This is a genomic window from Halomonas sp. 72, assembly GCF_052379785.1.
Lineage (GTDB): Bacteria > Pseudomonadota > Gammaproteobacteria > Pseudomonadales > Halomonadaceae > Vreelandella > Vreelandella citrativorans.
Genome location: NZ_JBQSYY010000017.1, coordinates 26,916 through 47,674, shown reverse-complemented (window position 1 = coordinate 47,674; position 20,759 = coordinate 26,916). Strand labels below are relative to the sequence as shown.

Here is a 20,759-nt window from a genome sequence, read left to right as displayed (position 1 = left end):
TATTGAATACGCACTTGACCTACTGCCGTTTGGCCAAGTGCGCTTAGCGGCTGAATTTAGAAGCTGTCGATTTCTTCCTGCGTTAACTCGCGCCACTCCCCGGGGCCCAAATCATCCGTTAATACAACATCACCAATAGATTGACGGTGCAGCGCATTAACATGGTTACCCAGCGCGGCAAACATACGCTTAACCTGGTGATAGCGCCCTTCAGTCAGGGTAAGTTCCGCTTGTAGAGGCGTTATAAACCGTAGTAACGCAGGCTGCGTTGGTGTCTCTTCATCATCCAGCAGAATGCCCTGGGCTACCTGATTGATTGCCCACTCCGCATCGTTGCCTTCCATAGGCTCAGCCAAGTCGGCGATATAGACCTTGGCGCAACGATGGCGCGGTGAAGTAACACGATGAGACCACTGGCCATCATCAGTCATCAGTAAAAGGCCAGTGGTATCAACATCCAGCCGCCCTACTGGTTGAAGACGCTCTACTTTGGGCAAATCAATCAAATCAATTACCCGTGGATACAGCCCGCGCCTGGCAGTGCACTCAACATCCGTTGGCTTGTGCATGATTAAATAGCGAAGCCCGACCAGCGAAAGCGTTTCGCCGTTGAATTGCACCTCATCCTGCTCGGTATCAATCTGGGTGGCCGACTGCTTAATAGGCTCACCATTAAGCGTTACTTCGCCATTTTTAAGCGCTCGTTTTGCCAAACTACGCGTTAGCGGTGTGGTTTCACTTAAAAATCGATCAAGGCGCATTATTGGCCCACTCCTGGCAGTAACGAAAAATGGTCGGCATCTTGCCAGGCAGGAAATTTTTCACGAAAAGCATTTAACTCCGTTTTATCAAGCGTCCCCGTTTCAATAAACGGCGTATTTTCAGAGTGGTCGATGAGCGGTTCGCCCTTGAAATCGACCAGCATGGAGTCGCCGCTGTAAGCAAGGCCCTTGGCATCTTCACCAACGCGGTTAACCCCCACGACATACGCAAGGTTTTCCACCGCCCGAGCCTGGAGCAGCGTTCGCCAAGGCTGCCGACGCGGTGCTGGCCAGTTGGCAACACACAGTAGCGCATCATACTCGAAGTGCTCTTGCGCTGCTGGCTGTTGACGCAACCAAACAGGAAAACGCAGGTCGTAGCAAACGCTTAACAGTAGCTTAAACCCCTTGAGCTCGACTATTTCACGCTGGCTGCCCATACCATAGCGTTCATGCTCGCCCGCCATACGAAACAAGTGGCGTTTATCGTAATGGCGGATATCACCCTCGGGCGTGGCCCATATCATACGGTTGTAATACTGGCCGTCATCAACGATGGCCACACTCCCGGTGATAACACAGTTACGCGCTTTAGCTTGCGCTTGCAGCCAGGCGACGCTTTGACTTTGCGCCATGGGCTGGGCCATTTCGCGCGAGTTCATGGTAAAACCCGTTGCAAACATCTCGGGTAATACGATGAGATCGGTGTCACGGCTGTCCAGATCGCCCAGCAAACGGACTAAATGATCATGGTTGGCCTGTGGGTCTTCCCAGCGCAAATCGCACTGTACCAGGCTCGTTCTTAGCTGACTCATGTCACGTCTCCTTTGCCAGTATGTTTTCGCAATTATGTGGTAGATTAGCATTTTTAAATAATGAGGCTGCTATGCTTTCCCCTCCAGCGCGTGATCCACAGGCCATCAAAGGCGTCACATTTGGGTTAGCAGCCTATATAATGTGGGGGTGTTTCCCGCTTTTTTTCGCGCTGTTTGACGGTATTCCAGCGTTTGAAATTCTTATCCACCGAATAGTGTGGTCGTGTGTTTTTCTTGTGGTACTCATCACGATGTTAAGCCGTTGGTCCCCGGTGATAACGGCGTTGAGCCAGCCTCGCCGTTTAGGCCGTGTGCTGATTTGCGCCGTGTTAATCGGCTTCAATTGGGGGCTTTATATTTACGCGGTGGAAAGTAATCAGGTGTTGCAAGCAAGCCTTGGCTATTTTTTAACGCCACTCGTTAACGTGGCACTGGGCGTGCTGGTGCTGCGTGAAGTGATGGCACGTCTTCAGCTAGTGGCGTTAGGCCTTGCAGGCGTGGCCATTGCCATCCAATTTGCACTGCTGGGTGAACTGCCCTGGATCAGCCTGATGCTAGCACTCAGCTTTGGTAGCTACGGGCTTTTTCGAAAGCAGGTGCCACTGGACGGTTTATCGGGACTGTTTGTAGAAACCCTCCTGCTGTTCCCACTGGCACTGCTCGCCCTGACATGGCTTAGCTGGCAGGGTAATTCACACTTCATGATTGATGTACCAACGAGTGTTTTACTGGCGGTAAGCGGCGTAATAACCGCTTTACCGCTGATGGCTTTCGCGGGTGCGGCTCGACGCTTACGGCTCTCGACGTTGGGCTTTTTGATGTACATCAACCCTACAATTCAGTTTTTGATCGCCTTAACCATTTTTGGTGAACCGCTGGGTACCATACAGCTTGCCACTTTTATTATGATCTGGTTTGGGCTTGCGCTCTATTCCTGGTCATCCTGGCAATCACGCCCGCACTAGACCGCTATCCGCTAACGCTTCTTGCCCTGAATGCGATAATGTCAGGGCAGAGCTCGCCTCTTCTACCCCCTCTGGCTGATAGCCAACCCGGAAACCACCCCAGTGTTTGCCATGGATAAAAATCGGTACCGATAGGTCATGCATGATCTCGCCCGTATCGCGTTTATAGGTTTGAAGCAATAATGGGTGTTGATGAGCACCACACCGACTTCCCGTCGCGTCATCAAAAATACGCTTGCTGCGGCAGTACTTTAAATCATGCTCCATATCGCCCGTAGGCTGTCGGCTAACCGCCTCATTGTGAGTAGGCACATAGCCATCACGATTACAGGCAATCGCATAGCTCAAGCTATATTCCGTCAGCAGAGGCTCTTGCACGCTTGGTAAATATTGATCGGTAAAGTTGTCGAACCCTGTGCGATAGAGCGTTGGCCGAGTGTCCGGAAGTGCCTGATAATCTGGCTGAAAAAGGGCTGATTCTACGAGTTCTCCGCGGGAAATGGCCTTTTCCAATAGCTTGCCAATGCGGTCAGCCGTTTGGCGAGCCGCTTTAAACACCTGTTGATGCCGCCCCTGAAGGCGCTGCTGAGCCAGCTCACCATCCACCCCTTCAGCCGCTTCCATTAACGAACGCGCCTGCGCAGCCAAATCATGCATATTGTGATTACCTTCATCTACGTCTCTCTCTAATTGACGTAGACTCTCGGCAACGGTCTGACTATGGGTTTTGGTGCTCTCCATGGCGGTGGCGACGCTTGTGGTCTCATGCTGAACCTGATCAAACTCTTGGGTAATGGTGGCCAGACGCTTGCCTACCTGTTGCAGCCCTTCGGAGCGCTCTCGAATACGCACCATTATCGCGCCCATCGTAGAGACAACTCCCTGGCCGCTTTGATGCATATCCTTAACCAGCGTTTCTACGTTCTGCGTCGCGGTTGAGGTCTTAAGCGCCAAGCTCCGTACCTCTTCGGCCACCACGGCAAACCCACTGCCATGCTCACCCGCCCGGGCCGCTTCAATCGACGCATTAAGTGATAACAAATGGGTTTGCTCGGCAATGCCTTCAATCATTTCGGTGACATTGCGCACCCTCTCTATTTTGTCATTAAGCGCAGTCAACATTTCTAACGCCTGATCTGAGCGCTCGGCCACATGGCTCATATCGCTGACAATATCCGTCAGCTCGTCATGATTCTGATGGCTGGCATCGCGCGCCTTTTCTGCCAATGTGGCCACGTGAGTCGCGCTCGTACTTACTTGCAAAATAGCGGTATTGATTTCGTTCATGCTTGAGGATGCTTCATGCGCCATCGCCTCCTGCCTGATAAGACGTTGGTCCATAAGATCGGCATAGTGAGAGACCTCTGCCGAAGCAATGGCCGTTTTGCTTGCCCGTTTCATTAAGCGATACGCCATCGCACGAAGCGACGCGTAATCCTTGAGCGGTTTTGGCCCACGAACAGGCTGGGCAAGACGCTGCTGGTCGGCCATAAAAACACTGAGCAGTGCATTAGCGACCAGCCCCGCCCCCGCTAACGCGGCGCAAATAAGTGCCAGGTATTTAAAGGTACCCGCTTGGGCAACCAACCAAACCGATAATCCGAGCAATATCAATGGTGTCAGCACACGAAGTAGACGCATAGTGGGACTCTTTTGTAATTAAGGTTATCGAGCTGCGTTTGTCGGCGTTTTTGTGGACAGCGGTAAGCAAAACGCCAAGAGGCGCCCAATTTTCTTAACGAGCTTAACGGGTTATGCTGATGAAATAAGTAACACTTTGGGGGAAGAGAGGTGGCTTATTTAAGAAGCCGAGCCGTAATTACTGGCATAACGCGTTAATATAAGGATTAATAAAAGAACCAACGGTTCTTAAAAACCATTGATGCCTGATGGCCCGGAGCCCATGTTTAAGCGTTATTTACCTATTCTCACTTGGCTGCCGCACTATCATAGACGCCTGCTGGGTGCTGATGTGCTTGCTGGGATCATTGTGACCATCATGGTCATTCCGCAATCGCTTGCTTATGCATTACTAGCGGGACTGCCAGCCGTTGTCGGATTATATGCCAGTATCCTGCCGCAGCTTCTATACACCCTAATGGGGACAAGCCGTACGCTCGCCGTAGGCCCCGTTGCCATTATCGCGCTGATGACTGGCGCAGCGCTCGCTTCCGTAGCGCAGCCAGGCACTGATGCCTACTTACAGGCAGCCTTGGTACTTTCATTACTTTCTGGCGCTATATTAGTCGCGATGGGCGCGCTACGGATGGGCTTTTTAAGTAATTTTTTAAGTCATCCGGTCATTTCTGGCTTTTTAACCGCTTCTGGAATACTCATTGCAGCAAGCCAGTTAGGGAGTCTCTTAGGCGTCTCCAGTAGCGGCTTCACGCTAACTGAGCGTGTGATGACGCTCCTCCCCAACCTGCCTCAATTTAACCCCTACACATTTGCGATTGGCGCAGGCACGTTGGTATTTCTTATTGCCATGCGTCGCTATGGGAAGCAAACGCTTAGCGCACTGGGCCTTCCTGCCGCGCTTGCTGACTTAATCACCAAGGCGGGGCCTGTTTTTGCCGTCGTTACAACTACGTTTATTACCTGGCATTGGCAACTCACAGAGGCAGGCGTTGAGGTAGTAGGCGCTATTCCAAGCGGCTTGCCAGCGCTTAGCTTTCCGTGGGAGGACGCCTCCTTATGGCGAGCATTGTTAATTCCGGCGCTGCTGATTAGCCTGGTAGGTTTTGTCGAGTCCGTGTCCATGGGCCAAATGCTGGCGGCAAAACGGCGCCAGCGCATCTCACCAAACCAGGAACTGATCGGCTTGGGAGCCGCCAATCTGGCAGCGGGTGTTACCAGCGGAATGCCGGTAACGGGGGGGCTTTCAAGGACGGTGATCAACTATGACGCCGGAGCCCAAACCCCAGCGGCCGGGGCGTTTGCGGCTCTGGGCATTGCACTTATCACCTTATCATTTACCGACTGGCTTTATTACCTGCCGATTGCCACCCTGGCCGCCACCATTACGGTGGCTATTTTAACGCTGGTAGATATTTCCATGCTGCGTCAAACCTGGTGTTATTCGCGCAGCGATTTTGCCGCAATGGCCGTGACCATTTTATTGACGCTGGTCGAGGGAGTTGAAGCCGGTATTATGAGCGGTGTTGCATTATCGATAGCGCTATTTCTTTACCGTACCAGTCGCCCACACAGTGCACTGGTTGGCCGGGTACCGGATACCGAACATTTTCGTAATACCCACCGCCATAATGTAGAAACCATTAGCCATGTGGCACTGCTACGTATCGATGAAAGCCTCTACTTTGCCAATGCTCGCTACCTGGAAGATACTGTTTATAATCTGGTGGCCAGTCATCCTGAACTTGAGCATGTGGTACTGATTTGTTCAGCGGTTAACCTAATTGATGCCTCTGCGCTGGAAAGCCTTGATGCCATCAATGCGCGACTCAAAGATTCCAACGTCAAACTTCATTTATCGGAAGTGAAAGGTCCTGTCATGGACAAGCTTAAAAAGAGCGCCTTTCTGGACGCTCTAACAGGTCGGGTTTTTTTGAGCACTTATGCAGCTTGGCGAGAGTTTTCGTAGATAAGATGGATAACATGCGTATAACTGGCTACTCTAAACGGCGATTAATCAGCTACAGTATAATTACGAAGGAGTAAGTAATACGTTGTTTTGAGAGGGCTTCTCTAGATGGTTCGATTAAAGTAATGTGAATATTTTAGCGAGCCAACGGCGTTTAGGAGCAAAAATGCCAAGTGAGTGGATTATAAAGCGGGACGAAAAATTAGTATTACAGGGCGAATGGACGCTTTCTAATTACAAGCAGCTAAAAAATGCGGCTCAAAACTATTCCCAACCAAACGATATATCCCTTACCGGTATTGAGCGACTGGATACCGCAGGAGCCGCTGTCATTGTTGGCATGATCGGCATTGAAAAGTCTCGCGCAATAAGCGATTGGGCAGGCGAGCTCCCTCTGGAACAACAAGCGCTTTTAAAGCGTATCGCTGAAGCGATGGACGCCCCGATCGAAGCCGTGCAGCATAGTTCCAACCGTCTCACTGATGCGCTGGCAAGTATTGGGGAGCACATGGCGGGGTTATGGTCGCAGCAACGCCAGTTGCTGGCCTTCATCGGGCTCGTCATCGCGACACTGGTACAGGTCGCTTTTAAACCAAAGCGTTGGCGAATAACGGCCACCGTCGCCCAAATACAGCAAAGCGGCCTTAATGCCGTTCCCATTGTTGCTTTGTTAACCTTCATGGTGGGTGCGGTCGTTGCGTTTCTGGGCGCCACTGTTCTCGAACAATTTGGCGCGACTGTTTACACCATTGACCTGGTGGCATTTTCATTTCTACGTGAATTTGGCGTTTTGTTGGCAGCAATTTTATTGGCAGGCCGAACTGCCAGTGCATTTACGGCTCAGTTGGGGTCGATGAAATCCAATGAAGAAATTGACGCACTACAGACGCAGGGGCTAGACCCTATTGAGTTATTAGTGCTGCCCCGGATCATAGCGCTTCTCGTTAGTCTGCCTCTACTTACCTTTATAGGAATGATGTGTGGCTTAATGGGAGGCGCGCTTGTCGCTGTGCTCTCTTTGGATATATCAACGGGGCAATTTCTTTACATACTGCAAAAAGATGTTGCGTTGAATAATTTCCTGGTAGGGATGAGCAAGGCCCCCATATTCGCCTTTGTTATTGCCGTCATTGGCTGTCTGGAAGGCTTCAAGGTTAGTGGTAGTGCACAATCAGTAGGTTCTCATACCACATCCAGTGTCGTGCAATGCATTTTCATGGTTATTTTGATTGATGCACTTGCCGCTCTGTTCTTTATGGAGATGGGCTGGTGAGCGAATCTACTGACTCCTCAAACCAATCGCCCAGCCACTCGTCTGGACGACCGGTGATTGAAGTTCGCGGTCTGGAAAACCGCTTTGGTAACCACGTCGTTCATGAATCGCTGGACCTTGATCTACTCGACGGCGAGATTCTCGGAATCGTGGGCGGATCAGGCACGGGGAAATCTGTTCTTTTGCGCAGTATCGTGGGGCTAAAACGCCCCAATGCAGGCAAAATTAATGTATTGGGTAATGATCTTAACCAGCTAAGCAGTAAGGAGCGCAGCCAGGTTGAGCGACGCTTTGGCGTGCTTTTTCAACAAGGCGCCCTGTTTAGCTCGCTTAGCTTACAAGAGAATGTGGCGCTGCCCATTATTGAGCATGCCAAATTACCACGAGAAGATGCGGAATATCTGGCGCGGGTAAAACTCTCGCTGGTGGGGCTTGAGCCCGAAGCTGCATTGCAGTATCCAGAGTCGCTCTCTGGGGGCATGATTAAGCGTGCCGCCTTGGCTCGCGCACTAGCGTTAGACCCTGACATTCTGTTTCTTGATGAACCTACTGCAGGCTTGGACCCTATTGGCGCCGCTGCGTTTGACCAATTGCTGGTCACGTTGCGTAATGCGCTCGGCTTTAGCGTTTTCCTGGTAACACACGACTTGGATACACTTTATGCCGCTTGCGATAGAGTGGCCGTACTTTCTCAGAAACGTGTTTTAGTAACGGATACCATTCAAAATGTTGCCCGGACGGATGATGAATGGGTTCAGAACTACTTTAACGGGCCTCGTGGCAGAGCCGCCAACAAGACCGCCCACTCAAATGATCGTCAGCTAAGGAGTGAGTAGCACATGGAAACACGCGCTCATCACGTTCTAATTGGTTTATTTACAGTAATAACGGCGGCAGCGGCTCTGCTATTTACGCTCTGGATCAGCCATGCTGCGGGTCAGCGCGACTATCAAACGTACCGTGTCTTGTTTGAACGCAGCGTTAGCGGGCTGACAGTAGGAAGTGCAGTGCAATATAACGGCATCAGAGTAGGCGATGTAACAACGCTGAATCTCAACCCTGCAGATCCTCGTCAGGTTATTGCCAAAATTCGTGTCGAAAAAGATACCCCCGTCAAAGAAGATACCCACGCGCAGCTAGCGTTTGCGAGTATTACTGGCAGCATGTCGATACAGCTCTACGGTGGCACACCGGATAGTCCTGCGTTAATTGATCATGCGGGTGATGAAATACCCGTTATTCATGCAGACCCCTCCCCGCTCTCCACTTTTTTAGAAGAGGGTAAAGAAGTGGTTGGTAACATTAATTCAATTTTGGCCAATGTGAATAACCTCTTCGATGATAGTAATCGTCAGAATGCAAGTAACGTACTGACGAATATAGACCAAATTACCGAAATGATAGCGTCACAGCGTGAAGCGTTTGAAGAGAACTTAGCCCTATTAGGCACTGCATCACGCCAAGCGACCACCACGATGGCCAGTATTAACGTACTGAGTGAGCAAGTTACCCAGCTTCTCGAACAAGATGGACAAAACGTTATGCAAAATGCTGCCAATGCCAGCCAGGATATCGCCCGCGCAGCGCAGCGGATGGAGCAACTGATAGAGCAAAATGCTGACGCAGTTGATAGTACCTTGCAAGGCACCCGCGATATTGGTCCTGCGCTTTCTTCCTTGCGTTCAACGCTTAACTCATTGGATCGTATCGCCCGTGAGCTGGATGAAAACCCAATTGAATTCTTGTTGGGCCGGGACCAGATAAAGGAGTTTAGCCCATGAACTTACGCCCTGTTTTTGCCGTACTCACTGTATCCGTACTCTTGTTGAGCGCTGGGTGCTCCATCGTCCCTAAAAACGACCCGGCGACGCTTTATCGCCTCCCCTCCACTAACGTGCCTGACATAAACATGCCCTCCAATGCAGCGACTGAAACATTGGGCATTGCTACGCCAGAAGCCGGATACCTGCTGAGCGGTAATCGCATAGTGGTCTATCCGGAAAAAAATATCGTTAATGTGTATGAAGGCGCTCGCTGGTATGAAGATACCCCCGCTCTCGTTCAATCACGGTTAATAGAAGGTTTGCAGCAAAGTCAGCTCTTTGGCAATGTCGGAACCGATCAACTGCCCTCTCAGCTGCAGCTACTCAGCTCACTGCGTAGTTTTCAAAGTGAGTATGAAAATGGGCGCCCTAATGCCGTTATTCAGCTCGATGTCCAGCTTGTAAACACCCATGACCGAATGCCTATTGCTTACCGCACGTTTACCACGACCAGTCAGGCAACCGATGTTGATATATCTTCAGTGGTCGACGCCTTTGGCCGCGCAAGCGACACTCTGGTTGAACAGCTGATCACATGGCTGCAAGCCAACAGGTCTTCTTTTTAGACCACTGTTTGACGCCACTTTAAGCCTGCTGATGTCTATCCGTAAGAGATCAGCAGGCTTTTATGTTTTTAACGTGTTCTCGTGGGTTTTGTGGGTAGTAGCGCTCGGGCTGCCGCTCCAGATGGGTAAAAAAGCGGGTGTCTTTATAGGGCATCTTCATAAAACCAGAAACGCCCAACCCCTGGATCTGGTTAACCGCGCCTAAAATATGGGTAAGCAATGTTTGAAACTCGCGCTCCCTTGCGGGGTCAAGCAGTCGGTAATAACTGTGTATTTTAAGATGCTGAGGGAGCGCCTCGAAAATAATCATTCCGGTATGATGAATATCGTTAAGTTGCTGCAGGATCGTCATAATCTCGGAGGGCAATATCAACAGCTCTTCCGGATCGGGCCCATCTTCAAAATAACTATGCTGGCGGCTCCGATCCTCCAGCTCTGGCACCGCGCTCATTTCGTAGTTAATCGCCATATCAGGCTGGCAGTAAAACGGCTCACGCTCCGTTTCCCGCTCTATATGCAGCGTTTGGCGCGCATTAAATAAGCAGCTTTTGAAAACGCCTTGGCGATGAATGGCGCGCGCCAAGTGAACCGTATTATTAACAGCTTCAATAAAGGCGGGCTTCACGTCTGGGTCATGCAAGTTAAGGGAAGAATCAATATATACCCCTTCGCGCTCCCAACGTACGGCCAGCCCTCCTACTACCGGATATTTACCCAGCCGACTTACCGAGGCTAAAAACGCTTTTTCTGTCTCCCCCATCCCCTGCATAAACTGTTTATAGTAACGGTCCAGCTGTACATCGTTAACCTCGTTAAGCGTTTCCTCAACGCTGGCTTCTCGCAGAAACGCCTTGCGAGAGCTATACACCACGGTATCAATTTCCTGCTGCACAGGGCGAACCCATACGGGCACAAGAGGCGCCTCGGGGCTGGGGGGAAAATCAAGCATTACCACGTTTGCCATGCGCGGCATTGTGTCGATAAAGTAACTGCCTGCAGTAAGGCGAACCTGCGGGTCGGGGTCCAGCATACCATCCAATGTACGGGCAAATTCCATAGGCAACCCCAGGGAGCTTGCGGGAATAGCGCGATGACCAAACCGGCACGACTGTGCTGATGCCAGCGCATACAACGTGCCCGCCACGCCCTGTTCATCAAAACGTGGCGAAGAGAGCGCACCGTTTAGCTGCTCTTCACCAATAAAATAGACGTCACCCAAACGTGCATTGGTTTGCTGTAGGTTATCGGACATCAGCTCCATCACATTCGCCCCAACGAACTGTAGTTGAGCATCCAATTGAGCAAAAACAGACGATCCCCAATCAATCAGTGCAATAGACTCCGTGTCAGGGTCGAAGACCAGGTTGGAGGGTTTGATATCACCATGTACCACTGGCCGGCCATGGGCCCCAGCGTCGCGGCGAAGCGCGATTAAAATATCAACAAGCTGACGCGCTATACGCATAATCAAGCGTGGTGACAAACGTCCTCTTTTGAGGGATATCTGCTCCAGATTCCAACCGGGTGCGCGCTCCATGACTAAAATCGACTGGCCTCTTGCGCGCTGGTAGGTGATTAACCTGGGAATGCGGGCATGCGACACTTGATCCAGCATAAACGCCTCTTCTTCGAGACGTTCCTGTAAGTGTGTAGGCAGCGTAATGCGAGAAAATTTGAACACATAGTGCGCCAGCGTATCGCCATTGGGCACGCTGCCAGAAAACACAAAACCGTAGGCGCCTTTGCCAATCAGCTCAATACCCTGATACCCAAGCTGACTAAGCTGGGCTTGGCAGAGCGCTACCCAGTCTTTAAGCTTTTGCGCATCATTATGGCTCAGCAGATAGACCGACTGCTCTTCAGGTATATAAAATTGCTGTAACGGCGCCTGCGGCATCTTGTGTCCTAAGCGTGCGTTTATCCCAGATAAAGCAGCATTGTTTCAGGCGCTTCCAAAAAGCCTTTCCACGTATTACAAAAGCGCGCAATGGTGCCGCCATCAATAAACCGATGATCTCCTGCCCAGGTAATTGTCATAATGGCGCGGCGCTGAACGGCGCCTTGCTCATCAAAACGCGGCAGCCACTGCGTTCTTCCTATCGCAACAATAGCCGCTTCGGGGGCATTAATAATGGGCGTGGCATAGGTACCTCCCAAGGCACCGATATTGGAAATACTGATCGTCCCTCCCTTTAGATCAGCCTGGTCGACGCGGCCTTCACGTGCAGCAACGGTCAAGCGGCCCACTTCACGAGCGATTTCAAGCAACGTCAAATGCTCAACGCCTTTAACATTTGGCACTAATAATCCGGTTTTGCTATCTACCGCCATACCAATATTGCACTGAGGATAGTAGTGAAGTTCATCACCGGCTTCATTGAGTTGCGCATTAAGTATCGGCGTCTCGGCCAAGGCGAGTGCCAACGCCTTCATAAAAAAGGGCATCAGCGTAAGGCGCTGCCCTTGAGCATCTGCCTGAGGCTTCAGCCGCTCGCGTAGCGCCAATAGCTCAGTAACATCAATCTCTTCGCCATAGTGAAAATGCGGAATAGTCGTTGCAGAGGCAACCATGCGTTTTGCCATCACGGCACGCACGCCACGTAAGGGTTCTATACGTGGCGCGTCCTGCTCTGGGTTGTGCGCCTCACCGATAGTAGGCGCTGGCTTAGATGACGTCGGCTCTACCTCGTTGTGATGAATATGCGCCAGCACGTCTTCCTTAAGCACTCGGCCCTCTTTGCCGCTGCCAGCCACCTCGGTAATTGTTAACCCATGCTCTCGTACTAGTCGCCTTACCGCCGGGCTCGCGGGCACTTTGCCATAAGCTCCCTGTGCAGTTGGGTTACTGGGCGGCGTAGCGACGGGTAACTCAACAGCGTCATCCGGCAGCTTGCTTATTGACGATGCATGATGCGAAACAGAGCGGCCTCCTTCCCCTTCGTTCTCATCCAAGCCCTGGTAGGCGTAGAGTGGAGCATGCACTTTGGCAATTTGCCCTTGTGGCACATAAAGCCGTGTTACCACACCCGCTTCAGGGGCGGTGATTTCCACCAGCGCCTTGTCGGTCATTACCTCAACGATGGGCTGGTCTTCCTCGATATGATCACCTTCCGCAACCCGCCACTCCACGACTTCACACTCAACGATGCCTTCGCCAATATCTGGCAATTTAAAATCGCTCATTGCTCTTCTCCTTGGGCGCTAGAAATTAACGCTTTCACGAATCGCTTCAAAAATCTTCAAATGATCGGGAAAATACTCTTTTTCCAGCACCAAAGGGAAAGGAGTATCCAGCCCGGTCACCCGCTTTATCGGCGATTCGAGATAGAGAAAACAACGCTCTTGAATGGTCGCCGCTATTTCGCCGGCAAAACCTCCGGTTAGCGGTGCTTCATGGCTGACGACGAGCCGACCTGTTTTTAGTACAGACTCAGCAACGGTATCGGCATCCCAGGGAAGCAGGGAGCGCAGGTCAATCACTTCGCAGGCAATGCCTTGCGCTTCAGCAAGCTCTACTGCTTTCTCAATTACCTCCATCTGAGCGCCCCATCCTACCAGGGTAATATCGCTGCCCTCTTTGATGATGTCTGCTTCACCTATCTGCAGCTGATAATCCTCTTCCGGCACCTCGCCCACTGAAGCGCGGTAAAGACGCTTGGGTTCTAAAAAAAGCACCGGATCTGGATCGCGGATGGAAGCCAGCAACAGGCCTTTTGCCTGGTAGGGATTACGCGGCACCACCACTTTTATCCCAGGCGTATGGGTAAAGTAGGCTTCTGGAGACTGAGAGTGATAAAGCCCACCGGATATCCCCCCACCGTACGGGGTACGAATCGTTAGTCCGCCGACGTTAAACAAGTCGCCTGAACGATAACGATACTTGGCCGTTTCGTTAACAATCTGGTCAAACGCGGGAAAGATATAGTCGGCAAACTGGATTTCGGCGACAGGCACCGAACCCTGTGCTGCCAAACCGTTGGCAAAGCCAATAATGCCTTGCTCTACCAGGGGCGTATTAAAACACCGCGCTTTACCGTATTTTTCCTGTAGATGGCTGGTGGCGCGAAACACACCACCGAAAATGCCGACGTCCTCGCCAAAGCAAATGACCTTTTCATCCTCCGCCATGGCAATATCCAGCGCATTGTTAATGGCCTGCAACATGTTCATCGTGGGCATGTTACGCCTCCCCTTTAGAGTCAGTGGGCGCCTGCACGGTCAAGTCTAACGACCGAGCGCCTTGGGGGTACGCCTCAGGGTAGCGACGAATATGGCTTTTAAGTTGGTCGAATTGACGTTGAAGCGCTGGGGTTACATCGGCATAAACATCACTTACCAGGCTATCCAATGAGGGTGGAGGCCGCTTTTCAGCACGCTTCATGGTTTCAAGCACATCACGGCGCAGTGATTCCTGCTGCTGGGTTTCCTCCTCTTCGCTCCACCAACCTTTTTTCAACATCCATTTTTGCATTCGCAGCACGGGGTCCTTGAGGCGCCATGTCTCTTCTTCGCTTTTTAAGCGATAGCCAGAAGGATCATCAGAGGATGAGTGGGCGGCAAGGCGATACGTCATCGCCTCAATCAGCACCGGGTGATTATGCTCAACCGCCAGCTTGCGCGCTTGCCGAGTGGCTTCGTATACGGCAAGTACATCGTTGCCATCTACACGAATAACGTGCATGTGATAACCAAACGCACGTGGTGCAATGCCATCCGCGGCAAACTGCTCAACGGCAGGAGTGGAAATGGCATAGCCATTATTACGGCAGAAAAAGATGACAGGCACTTTATGGACAGAGGCCATATTAAGCGCCGCATGAAAGTCACCCTCTGACGCTGCGCCTTCGCCAAAAAAGGTCAACGTACACTGCTCATCGCCTGCGAGTTTTTGACCGTAGGCATAGCCGGTTGCCTGGGGGATTTGGGTAGCCAAGGGTGACGAAATCGTCATGTAGTGAAGTTTACGCGAACCGTAGTGAACCGGCATTTGGCGGCCCTTGCCATAATCCAGCTCATTGCCGAATAGCTGGTTCATAAACTCATCAATAGAAAAACCGCGATACATCAGCGCACCCTGCTCACGGTATTGCGCCATGATCATATCCGCATCGTCCAGGGCGGCGGTGGCGCCCACCACCGCCGCTTCTTCTCCTACGCACTGCATGTAGAAGCTAAGCCGCCCCTGGCGCTGTGCGGCCATCATACGTTCGTCAAGAATACGAGTGGATAGCATGGCCTGGTAGAGCCTGCGTGCATGTTCACGCTCTAGCGCAGGCGCTTCGGCACCGCTATAAAGTTCGCCTTCAGGGTCGAGCAAGCTGAAGGTGGAGATGGAAAGCTCATCGCCCGTCAGAAACGTCGGCTGGTGTACGTAGCGAATCATCATTATTGTCCTTGTTATGCCTCTTTTGAAGGCAGTATTGTCGGAGATGACTGTTTATGCCAGTGGATTTATCTGGTTTCAGTCAACGCAACGACTACGACAGTAACGCAGCACAAGGACTTTAGGCATACCACTTAAGACGAAGAGACCAACGACGACAAGATATTCTGGAGCGGTTCAAGGAGATGGCGGTTTAGAAGCAAGGCGTTAGGAAGAAGAGAGTCGTAAGCGCAGCCTGGTTTGAAGTGCATCAAACATGCTATCAACCGTAAGCGCCAGAAGCGCAATCACCAAGGCACCCTGAAGGACGTAAGCCATATTGTTATTAATAATGCCGGCAATGATCGGGTCCCCCAGGTTACTGGCGCCCACCGTGGCACCGAGTGCAGCGGTCGCAATATTGATAGTCACCGAGGTACGAATACCCGCCAATATGACGGGCGCAGCCAAGGGCAGCTCTACCTGGTAAAGCACCTGGAGGGGTGTTAGCCCCACCGCACGGGCTGCGGTTTTAATATCTTTATCAACATCCTGAAGCCCTGCCAGGGTATTGCGTACAATCGGCAGCAGGCCATAAAGCATCAACGCTACAATAATGGGCAAGGTGCCAAAACCCAGTACCGGCACGGCTAATGCCAATACCGCCACGGGGGGAAACGTTTGTCCAAGTGATGCAAGTTGCGACACTAACGGTAAAAAATCCTGCCCTTTTCGACGCGTTACCGCAATACCTGCGCCAACCCCCAGGCTAATAGTGACAATCGCGGCAACTCCAACGACCAGCACATGGCGCTCAAGCAACACATAAAAAGGTGTACGTTGATAGATAACCTGCCGAACATCCGGCTCTATCCATTGAAAGATACCTTGGGCGTGCGGTATTCCCACGATACAGACAGCCAACAGCGTGCCCCATAAGAATGGCCACAACCAGACCGTCTTTGCGGTGACTTGGGTCGAACGCATCACACGCTTCACATCAGGCTTCACGCATGCTTCCTTTTTCCAACTGGGCCTCTTTTACTATCTTGCGCAGAGAAAGCTCGCCAATTGGAACATCCTGCTGATCGACTACAGCAAGACGATCCGTATGGTCGCGCAGCATCATGGAAAGCGCTTGGCGCAACGAAAAGTCAGCGGGTATACGAAATTGCGAGGGTAATGTTGGACCCATCGAAGACATGTGGTCCTTGACTCGCGTTAAGGCCGCTTGCTTTAAACCACGCTCAAGCCCACCCAAAAGCGATTCAACAAAAGGGTCCTTGGGGTGCTGTAATAGTGAAAGCGGTGTCCCCTGCTGCACGATATGGCCATCGCGCATAACGACAAGATGATTAGCCAACTTAAGCGCTTCATCCATATCATGTGTGACAAACACAACGGTTTTATGTAACCGCGCCTGAAGGCCTGCCAGCTCATCCTGCAACTTGACGCGCGTGATAGGATCCAGCGCGCCAAAAGGCTCATCCATTAATAAAATATCCGGATCAGCCGCCAGGGCGCGAGCAACACCTACGCGCTGAGCCTGCCCACCAGAAAGCTGATGCGGATATTTATGTGCGAACTCAGCAACCGGCAAGCCAAGCAAGCCCATTAGCTCCTCAACCCGCGCCTGAATATCTTTCGCAGGCCATTTCAGTAGGCGTGGTACCAGCCCAATATTGCGAGCAACCGTCCAGTGAGGGAATAGGCCCGTGCTTTGAATCACATATCCGATCCGGCGGCGCAGCTTGACCGGGTCATACGCTTCAATGGCCTGGCCATCCAGAGTAATCTCACCATCACTTTTTTCGATTAAGCGATTGATCATGCGCAACGTGGTCGATTTGCCACAGCCAGAGGTACCTACCAGCGCACAAAACTGGCCTTTTTCCACTTTTAGATTAATGGCATCAACTGCCGTTTCAGCACCGAAACGCTTTGAGACGTGTGAAAGTTTGATCATTGGACGCCTCCTGGGCGCAGTGCTTCTGCCAAGGCACCCAGGCCCGCATCCACTAACAAAGCTAATATCAAAATGGGCAGTGCACCCAACAGCACCATGTCCATGGCGGCCTGGCCTAGCCCTTGAAAGATGAAGGTACCTAAGCCCCCTGCGCCAATCAAAGCCGCTACTGCCGTGAGCCCAATGGCTTGAACCGTCGTAATACGCACACCCTCCAACAGCACAGGCAGAGCCAAGGGCAGGCGAACCTGCCAAAACCGCTGAATACGGTGCATGCCCATGGCGCTTGCGGCTTCCAGAGTATCCGGACTGACCTCTTCCAAGGCAGTGTAGGTATTACGCACCATGGGCAGCAGGCTATAAGCCACCAGCGCAATCAGCGCGGGCGTATTACCAATTCCACTCACCCCAACCTTAGCCAGGAAAGGCACATTGGCGGCAAGCCACGCCAGCGGCGCCAGCAAAAGGCCAAAGAGTGCCAGGCTAGGGATGGTTTGGAGGAAATTAAGCAGCGCAAAAGCAACCTTTTGCAGCCTGGCAAAGCGACGCATCAACAGGGCAAGCAGCGTGCCCATTACCACACTCATACTCACAGCGGTGCTCACCAGGAAAATATGCTGCCTGATCGCCTGTATAAATTGATGATCCCGCGCTTTAAATTCCTGAACCAGAGCCAAGTCGCTTAACCAGAGCCACGCGCAAAGCCACCAAATCAGTCCAACGCCTGACAATATGAGAACCGGCCATAAACGTTTTAAACCAAGCCGCAGGCGTAGTTCAACGATACCTAACAATGAGATAAACAAGACAACCCAATAACCGCCCCCGATGCCTAATCGCGCTTGAGGAAGCTCTGGGTCTATTAAAAAGTGGCTGGCGACCATTAATCCAAACGGCATCAGTGTCAGTAGTAATACCACTACGCCCAAGGCCGCCCAATAGTGGGTACGGCTGGGCTGATACGCCAGGCTTCCCAACGCAATGACCAGTAATGAGACAAGCACAGCACCGGGCCAACCGAAGGCGCCCTGAACGTTAACACTCTCTCCTTGCACAATTCGGTTAGGTGCAACGCTGACGGTATCCACCCCCCAAACCGCTGCCAGCATCACCACACTTAAACTGATTAAAACAGCATTAGGGTAACCACCACGCCCCAAACGAGGCGTGGGCAGCGCATCCAAAAGCGACATTTATTAGTTATCCAAACGGTCGAGATAGTCGTTAGCGACCTGACTTGCCGATAAACCGTTAACGGCTACATCCGCGTTAAGCGCTTGCAGCGTTACCTCGTCCAGGGTTGTAAATACATCATGAAGCAGCGGCTCGATATCCGGATAGGCTTCAAGAATACTTTCTCGTACGACCGGTGCGGGCTGATAGACAGGTTGAACGCCTTTCGAATCTTCCAATACCACCAGGCCCAGGGCACTTAAGCCGCCATCCGTTCCATAGGTCATCGCTGCGTTAACGCCACTAGTTTGTTGAGCCGCGGCACGCATTGTAGCCGCTGTATTACCGCCTGAAAGCACCAGCAGTTGTTCATCCGTTAACTCAAATCCGTACGCCTCTTGAAAAGCGGGTAACGCCTGAGCGGATTCAACGAACTCTGCACTAGCCGCAAATTTGAAATCGCCGCCATCGGCAATATAAGCAGTAAGATCATCCAGTGTTTTCAAATTATGCTCATCTGCAACATCCTGACGAATACTCATGGCCCAGGTATTATTCGCGCTCGCAGGCGTTAGCCATACCAACCCATTTTGCGCATCCAATTCACGTACGGTTTGATGTGCCTGGTCAGCATCTTTCCATACATCGCTATCCGCCATATCGAAAAAGAAAGCACCGTTTCCGGTGTATTCAGGATATAGATCAATTTCTCCAGCAGTTAGCGCGGTACGCACCACATTCGTAGCACCCAGTTGAAGACGGTCTTGCGTTGGTATGCCGTTGCGCTCTAGCGTCTGAATGATTAACTCACCCAGCACCGCCCCTTCCGTGTCGATTTTGGAGGCAACGACAACGGGCTCATTGGCATTCGCTTGGCTTAATGTTGTCAACGACAGGGCAGCGACAGATAGCAGAGATTTGATAGTAAAGCGCATCTTGGCAATCCTTTAGTAGACGTCTTTTAGTGAGGGGAGGCATTACTAGTATAAGTGGCATTTGAGTGGCTGCCAGACGCCGCTATAGCGACGCCTGGCACACCGGCTCTTGCTAAGGAGATTCAATGACCCACGTAGTTCCTTCACGTGAGTCTTTTAACACGATACCTAGCGCCGCCAACTCATCACGAACGGCATCTGCCTGAGCAAAATCCTTGCTCGCTTTCGCTGCCTGACGCTGGGCAATTTTTTCCTGGATAGCCGTTTCGCTAAGCGCTACCCCTTGCGACTGAGAGCCTTTTAAAAACGCGGCAGGCGTTTGCGTGAGAAGCCCCAACACACCAGCGAGCTGTTTTAATTCACCAGCCAGCCCCACGGCCTTTTCAGGTGTATCGCTTTTGGCACGATTAACCTCTCGCGCCAACTCAAATAGTACAGCGAGCGCCTCCGGGGTATTGAAGTCATCGTCCATGACCTGGGTGAAGCGGTCACGATAAGGACTAGCGGCTTCATCCATTTGGGCCGCAGTGTCGACGCCATCCAGCGCGGTATAAAGGCGCGTTAACGATTTACGCGCCTCTACGAGGGAATCAACCGAGTAGTTAATCGCACTCCGGTAATGGCTGGCGACCAACAGGTAACGCACCACTTCCGGATCATGCTCGGCCAATACGTCTCGGATGGTGAAGAAGTTGCCTAGCGACTTCGACATTTTTTCCTGATCCACACGGACAGCGCCCGCATGCATCCAGGTGTTAACGTAAGTTTTCCCCGTCGCGGCTTCTGACTGAGCAATTTCGTTTTCATGGTGCGGGAAGGTCAAATCGGGCCCGCCACCGTGAATATCAAAGGTATCCCCCAAACAGCAGGTCGACATGGCCGAGCACTCGATATGCCAGCCAGGACGGCCATCGCCCCAGGGTGATGACCAGTGCGCCTCACCCGGTTTTGCCGCTTTCCAAAGCACAAAATCAAGCGGATCTTCTTTATGAACATCCACATCAACCCGCGCACCTGAACGCATATCGTCTAGCTGACGGTTATTGAGCTTGCCGTACGTGGCGAATTTGCGCACCCGGTAATACACATCGCCATTTCCGGCAGGATAGGCAAAACCTTTTTCGATCAACGTTTCGATCATGCCGACGATATCCCCAATATGCCCCGTTGCACGAGGCTCTTGGCTGGGTGGCAGCACGTTCAGCCGCGCTTCGTCTTCATGCATGGCATCAATCATGCGCTCGGTTAGCGCCGTAATGCTTTCACCATTCTCCTCAGCACGCTTAAGGATTTTATCGTCGATATCGGTGATGTTACGCACGTAGGTAACGTCATAGCCACGGTGGCGCAAATAGCGAGTAATGACATCAAATGCGACCATGACGCGGGCGTGGCCAAGGTGACAATAGTCATACACCGTCATGCCGCAGACATACATGCTTACCTTACCCGCGACCAGCGGCGTAAATGGCTCCTTGCGACGCGTCAGCGTATTGTAAATTTGCATATGACGATC

Annotated in this window: 18 protein-coding genes; 6 read left to right on the top strand and 12 right to left on the bottom strand. The window is 51.9% G+C overall.

What is annotated here, in order from left to right; translation table 11 throughout:
* Positions 1–56: 56 nt before the first annotated feature.
* Together ACT3T6_RS14095 and ACT3T6_RS14090 are read right to left on the bottom strand one after the other, a co-directional pair.
* Positions 57–761: a pseudouridine synthase gene (locus tag ACT3T6_RS14095; RefSeq protein ID WP_193054598.1), complete on the bottom strand. Its 705-nt coding sequence runs from the start codon at positions 759–761 to the stop codon at positions 57–59.
* A complete protein-coding gene (locus ACT3T6_RS14090) occupies positions 761–1,576 on the bottom strand; it encodes an amidohydrolase (protein ID WP_172118778.1) in 816 nt (271 codons plus the stop codon). Before ACT3T6_RS14090 ends, ACT3T6_RS14095 begins: the two co-directional genes overlap by 1 nt.
* 71 nt (positions 1,577–1,647) lie before the next feature.
* Between ACT3T6_RS14090 and rarD the strand changes: the two genes are divergently transcribed.
* Positions 1,648–2,541: an EamA family transporter RarD gene (gene rarD / locus ACT3T6_RS14085; RefSeq protein WP_193054599.1), complete on the top strand. Its 894-nt coding sequence runs from the start codon at positions 1,648–1,650 to the stop codon at positions 2,539–2,541.
* Here the strand turns inward: rarD and ACT3T6_RS14080 are convergent.
* Positions 2,527–4,182 carry a methyl-accepting chemotaxis protein gene (locus ACT3T6_RS14080; protein WP_172118780.1) on the bottom strand — a complete coding sequence of 552 codons (1,656 nt, stop codon included), beginning with the start codon at positions 4,180–4,182 and terminating at the stop codon, positions 2,527–2,529. The two genes, rarD and ACT3T6_RS14080, sit on opposite strands and share 15 nt — an antisense overlap.
* Positions 4,183–4,444: 262 nt before the next feature.
* Between ACT3T6_RS14080 and ACT3T6_RS14075 the strand changes: the two genes are divergently transcribed.
* From ACT3T6_RS14075 to ACT3T6_RS14055, 5 genes are all read left to right on the top strand, one after another.
* Positions 4,445–6,145 carry a SulP family inorganic anion transporter gene (locus ACT3T6_RS14075; RefSeq protein ID WP_193054600.1) on the top strand — a complete coding sequence of 567 codons (1,701 nt, stop codon included), beginning with the start codon at positions 4,445–4,447 and terminating at the stop codon, positions 6,143–6,145.
* A 166-nt stretch (positions 6,146–6,311) separates the two neighbouring features.
* Positions 6,312–7,418 carry an MlaE family ABC transporter permease gene (locus ACT3T6_RS14070; protein ID WP_193054601.1) on the top strand — a complete coding sequence of 369 codons (1,107 nt, stop codon included), beginning with the start codon at positions 6,312–6,314 and terminating at the stop codon, positions 7,416–7,418.
* Complete coding sequence (locus ACT3T6_RS14065) at positions 7,415–8,254, top strand: ABC transporter ATP-binding protein (RefSeq protein WP_172118783.1); 840 nt, start codon at positions 7,415–7,417, stop codon at positions 8,252–8,254. Before ACT3T6_RS14070 ends, ACT3T6_RS14065 begins: the two co-directional genes overlap by 4 nt.
* 3 nt (positions 8,255–8,257) lie before the next feature.
* A complete protein-coding gene (locus ACT3T6_RS14060; protein WP_193054602.1) occupies positions 8,258–9,199 on the top strand; it encodes an MlaD family protein in 942 nt (313 codons plus the stop codon).
* Positions 9,196–9,807 (top strand): ABC-type transport auxiliary lipoprotein family protein, encoded by a 612-nt coding sequence (locus tag ACT3T6_RS14055; RefSeq protein WP_193054603.1) that lies wholly within the window; start codon positions 9,196–9,198, stop codon positions 9,805–9,807. The genes ACT3T6_RS14060 and ACT3T6_RS14055 overlap by 4 nt, the downstream gene beginning before the upstream one ends.
* Before the next feature lie 49 nt (positions 9,808–9,856).
* Here ACT3T6_RS14055 and ACT3T6_RS14050 read toward each other — a convergent pair whose 3' ends face one another.
* The 9 genes from ACT3T6_RS14050 to cysS all read right to left on the bottom strand — a co-directional run bounded on the left by ACT3T6_RS14050 (position 9,857) and on the right by cysS (position 20,750).
* Positions 9,857–11,704: a protein kinase domain-containing protein gene (locus ACT3T6_RS14050; protein ID WP_193054604.1), complete on the bottom strand. Its 1,848-nt coding sequence runs from the start codon at positions 11,702–11,704 to the stop codon at positions 9,857–9,859.
* Between the two features lie 20 nt (positions 11,705–11,724).
* A complete protein-coding gene (locus ACT3T6_RS14045; RefSeq protein ID WP_193054605.1) occupies positions 11,725–12,990 on the bottom strand; it encodes a 2-oxo acid dehydrogenase subunit E2 in 1,266 nt (421 codons plus the stop codon).
* A gap of 18 nt (positions 12,991–13,008) precedes the next feature.
* Positions 13,009–13,986: an alpha-ketoacid dehydrogenase subunit beta gene (locus ACT3T6_RS14040; protein ID WP_087111445.1), complete on the bottom strand. Its 978-nt coding sequence runs from the start codon at positions 13,984–13,986 to the stop codon at positions 13,009–13,011.
* A gap of 1 nt (position 13,987) precedes the next feature.
* On the bottom strand, positions 13,988–15,190 hold the full coding sequence (locus tag ACT3T6_RS14035; RefSeq protein WP_193054612.1) for a thiamine pyrophosphate-dependent dehydrogenase E1 component subunit alpha: 1,203 nt from the start codon (positions 15,188–15,190) through the stop codon (positions 13,988–13,990).
* Positions 15,191–15,397: 207 nt separating this feature from the next.
* Complete coding sequence (locus tag ACT3T6_RS14030) at positions 15,398–16,156, bottom strand: ABC transporter permease (RefSeq protein WP_193054613.1); 759 nt, start codon at positions 16,154–16,156, stop codon at positions 15,398–15,400.
* Positions 16,157–16,169: 13 nt separating this feature from the next.
* Positions 16,170–17,135, bottom strand: coding sequence for an ABC transporter ATP-binding protein (locus ACT3T6_RS14025; RefSeq protein ID WP_172118790.1), 966 nt, complete (start codon positions 17,133–17,135; stop codon positions 16,170–16,172).
* Entirely contained in the window at positions 17,132–18,328 is a 1,197-nt protein-coding gene (locus ACT3T6_RS14020) for an ABC transporter permease (protein WP_172118791.1), read from the bottom strand. The genes ACT3T6_RS14025 and ACT3T6_RS14020 overlap by 4 nt, the downstream gene beginning before the upstream one ends.
* Before the next feature lie 3 nt (positions 18,329–18,331).
* Positions 18,332–19,243, bottom strand: a complete 912-nt coding sequence (gene osmF / locus ACT3T6_RS14015) for a glycine betaine ABC transporter substrate-binding protein OsmF (RefSeq protein ID WP_193054606.1) — start codon at positions 19,241–19,243, stop codon at positions 18,332–18,334.
* A gap of 112 nt (positions 19,244–19,355) precedes the next feature.
* Positions 19,356–20,750 carry a cysteine--tRNA ligase gene (gene cysS, locus ACT3T6_RS14010; RefSeq protein WP_193054607.1) on the bottom strand — a complete coding sequence of 465 codons (1,395 nt, stop codon included), beginning with the start codon at positions 20,748–20,750 and terminating at the stop codon, positions 19,356–19,358.
* Between the last annotated feature and the right edge of the window lie 9 nt (positions 20,751–20,759).

Coding starts and splice junctions, on each gene's coding strand:
- ACT3T6_RS14060 (WP_193054602.1), top strand. CDS start 8,258: ATGGAAACACGCGCTCATCACGTTCTAATTGGTTTATTTACAGTAATA.
- cysS (WP_193054607.1), bottom strand. CDS start 20,750: ATGCAAATTTACAATACGCTGACGCGTCGCAAGGAGCCATTTACGCCG.
- ACT3T6_RS14040 (WP_087111445.1), bottom strand. CDS start 13,986: ATGCCCACGATGAACATGTTGCAGGCCATTAACAATGCGCTGGATATT.
- ACT3T6_RS14080 (WP_172118780.1), bottom strand. CDS start 4,182: ATGCGTCTACTTCGTGTGCTGACACCATTGATATTGCTCGGATTATCG.
- ACT3T6_RS14075 (WP_193054600.1), top strand. CDS start 4,445: ATGTTTAAGCGTTATTTACCTATTCTCACTTGGCTGCCGCACTATCAT.
- ACT3T6_RS14025 (WP_172118790.1), bottom strand. CDS start 17,135: ATGATCAAACTTTCACACGTCTCAAAGCGTTTCGGTGCTGAAACGGCA.
- ACT3T6_RS14095 (WP_193054598.1), bottom strand. CDS start 761: ATGCGCCTTGATCGATTTTTAAGTGAAACCACACCGCTAACGCGTAGT.
- osmF (WP_193054606.1), bottom strand. CDS start 19,243: ATGCGCTTTACTATCAAATCTCTGCTATCTGTCGCTGCCCTGTCGTTG.
- ACT3T6_RS14050 (WP_193054604.1), bottom strand. CDS start 11,704: ATGCCGCAGGCGCCGTTACAGCAATTTTATATACCTGAAGAGCAGTCG.
- ACT3T6_RS14045 (WP_193054605.1), bottom strand. CDS start 12,990: ATGAGCGATTTTAAATTGCCAGATATTGGCGAAGGCATCGTTGAGTGT.
- ACT3T6_RS14035 (WP_193054612.1), bottom strand. CDS start 15,190: ATGATTCGCTACGTACACCAGCCGACGTTTCTGACGGGCGATGAGCTT.
- ACT3T6_RS14020 (WP_172118791.1), bottom strand. CDS start 18,328: ATGTCGCTTTTGGATGCGCTGCCCACGCCTCGTTTGGGGCGTGGTGGT.
- ACT3T6_RS14030 (WP_193054613.1), bottom strand. CDS start 16,156: ATGCGTTCGACCCAAGTCACCGCAAAGACGGTCTGGTTGTGGCCATTC.
- ACT3T6_RS14055 (WP_193054603.1), top strand. CDS start 9,196: ATGAACTTACGCCCTGTTTTTGCCGTACTCACTGTATCCGTACTCTTG.
- ACT3T6_RS14070 (WP_193054601.1), top strand. CDS start 6,312: ATGCCAAGTGAGTGGATTATAAAGCGGGACGAAAAATTAGTATTACAG.
- ACT3T6_RS14090 (WP_172118778.1), bottom strand. CDS start 1,576: ATGAGTCAGCTAAGAACGAGCCTGGTACAGTGCGATTTGCGCTGGGAA.
- rarD (WP_193054599.1), top strand. CDS start 1,648: ATGCTTTCCCCTCCAGCGCGTGATCCACAGGCCATCAAAGGCGTCACA.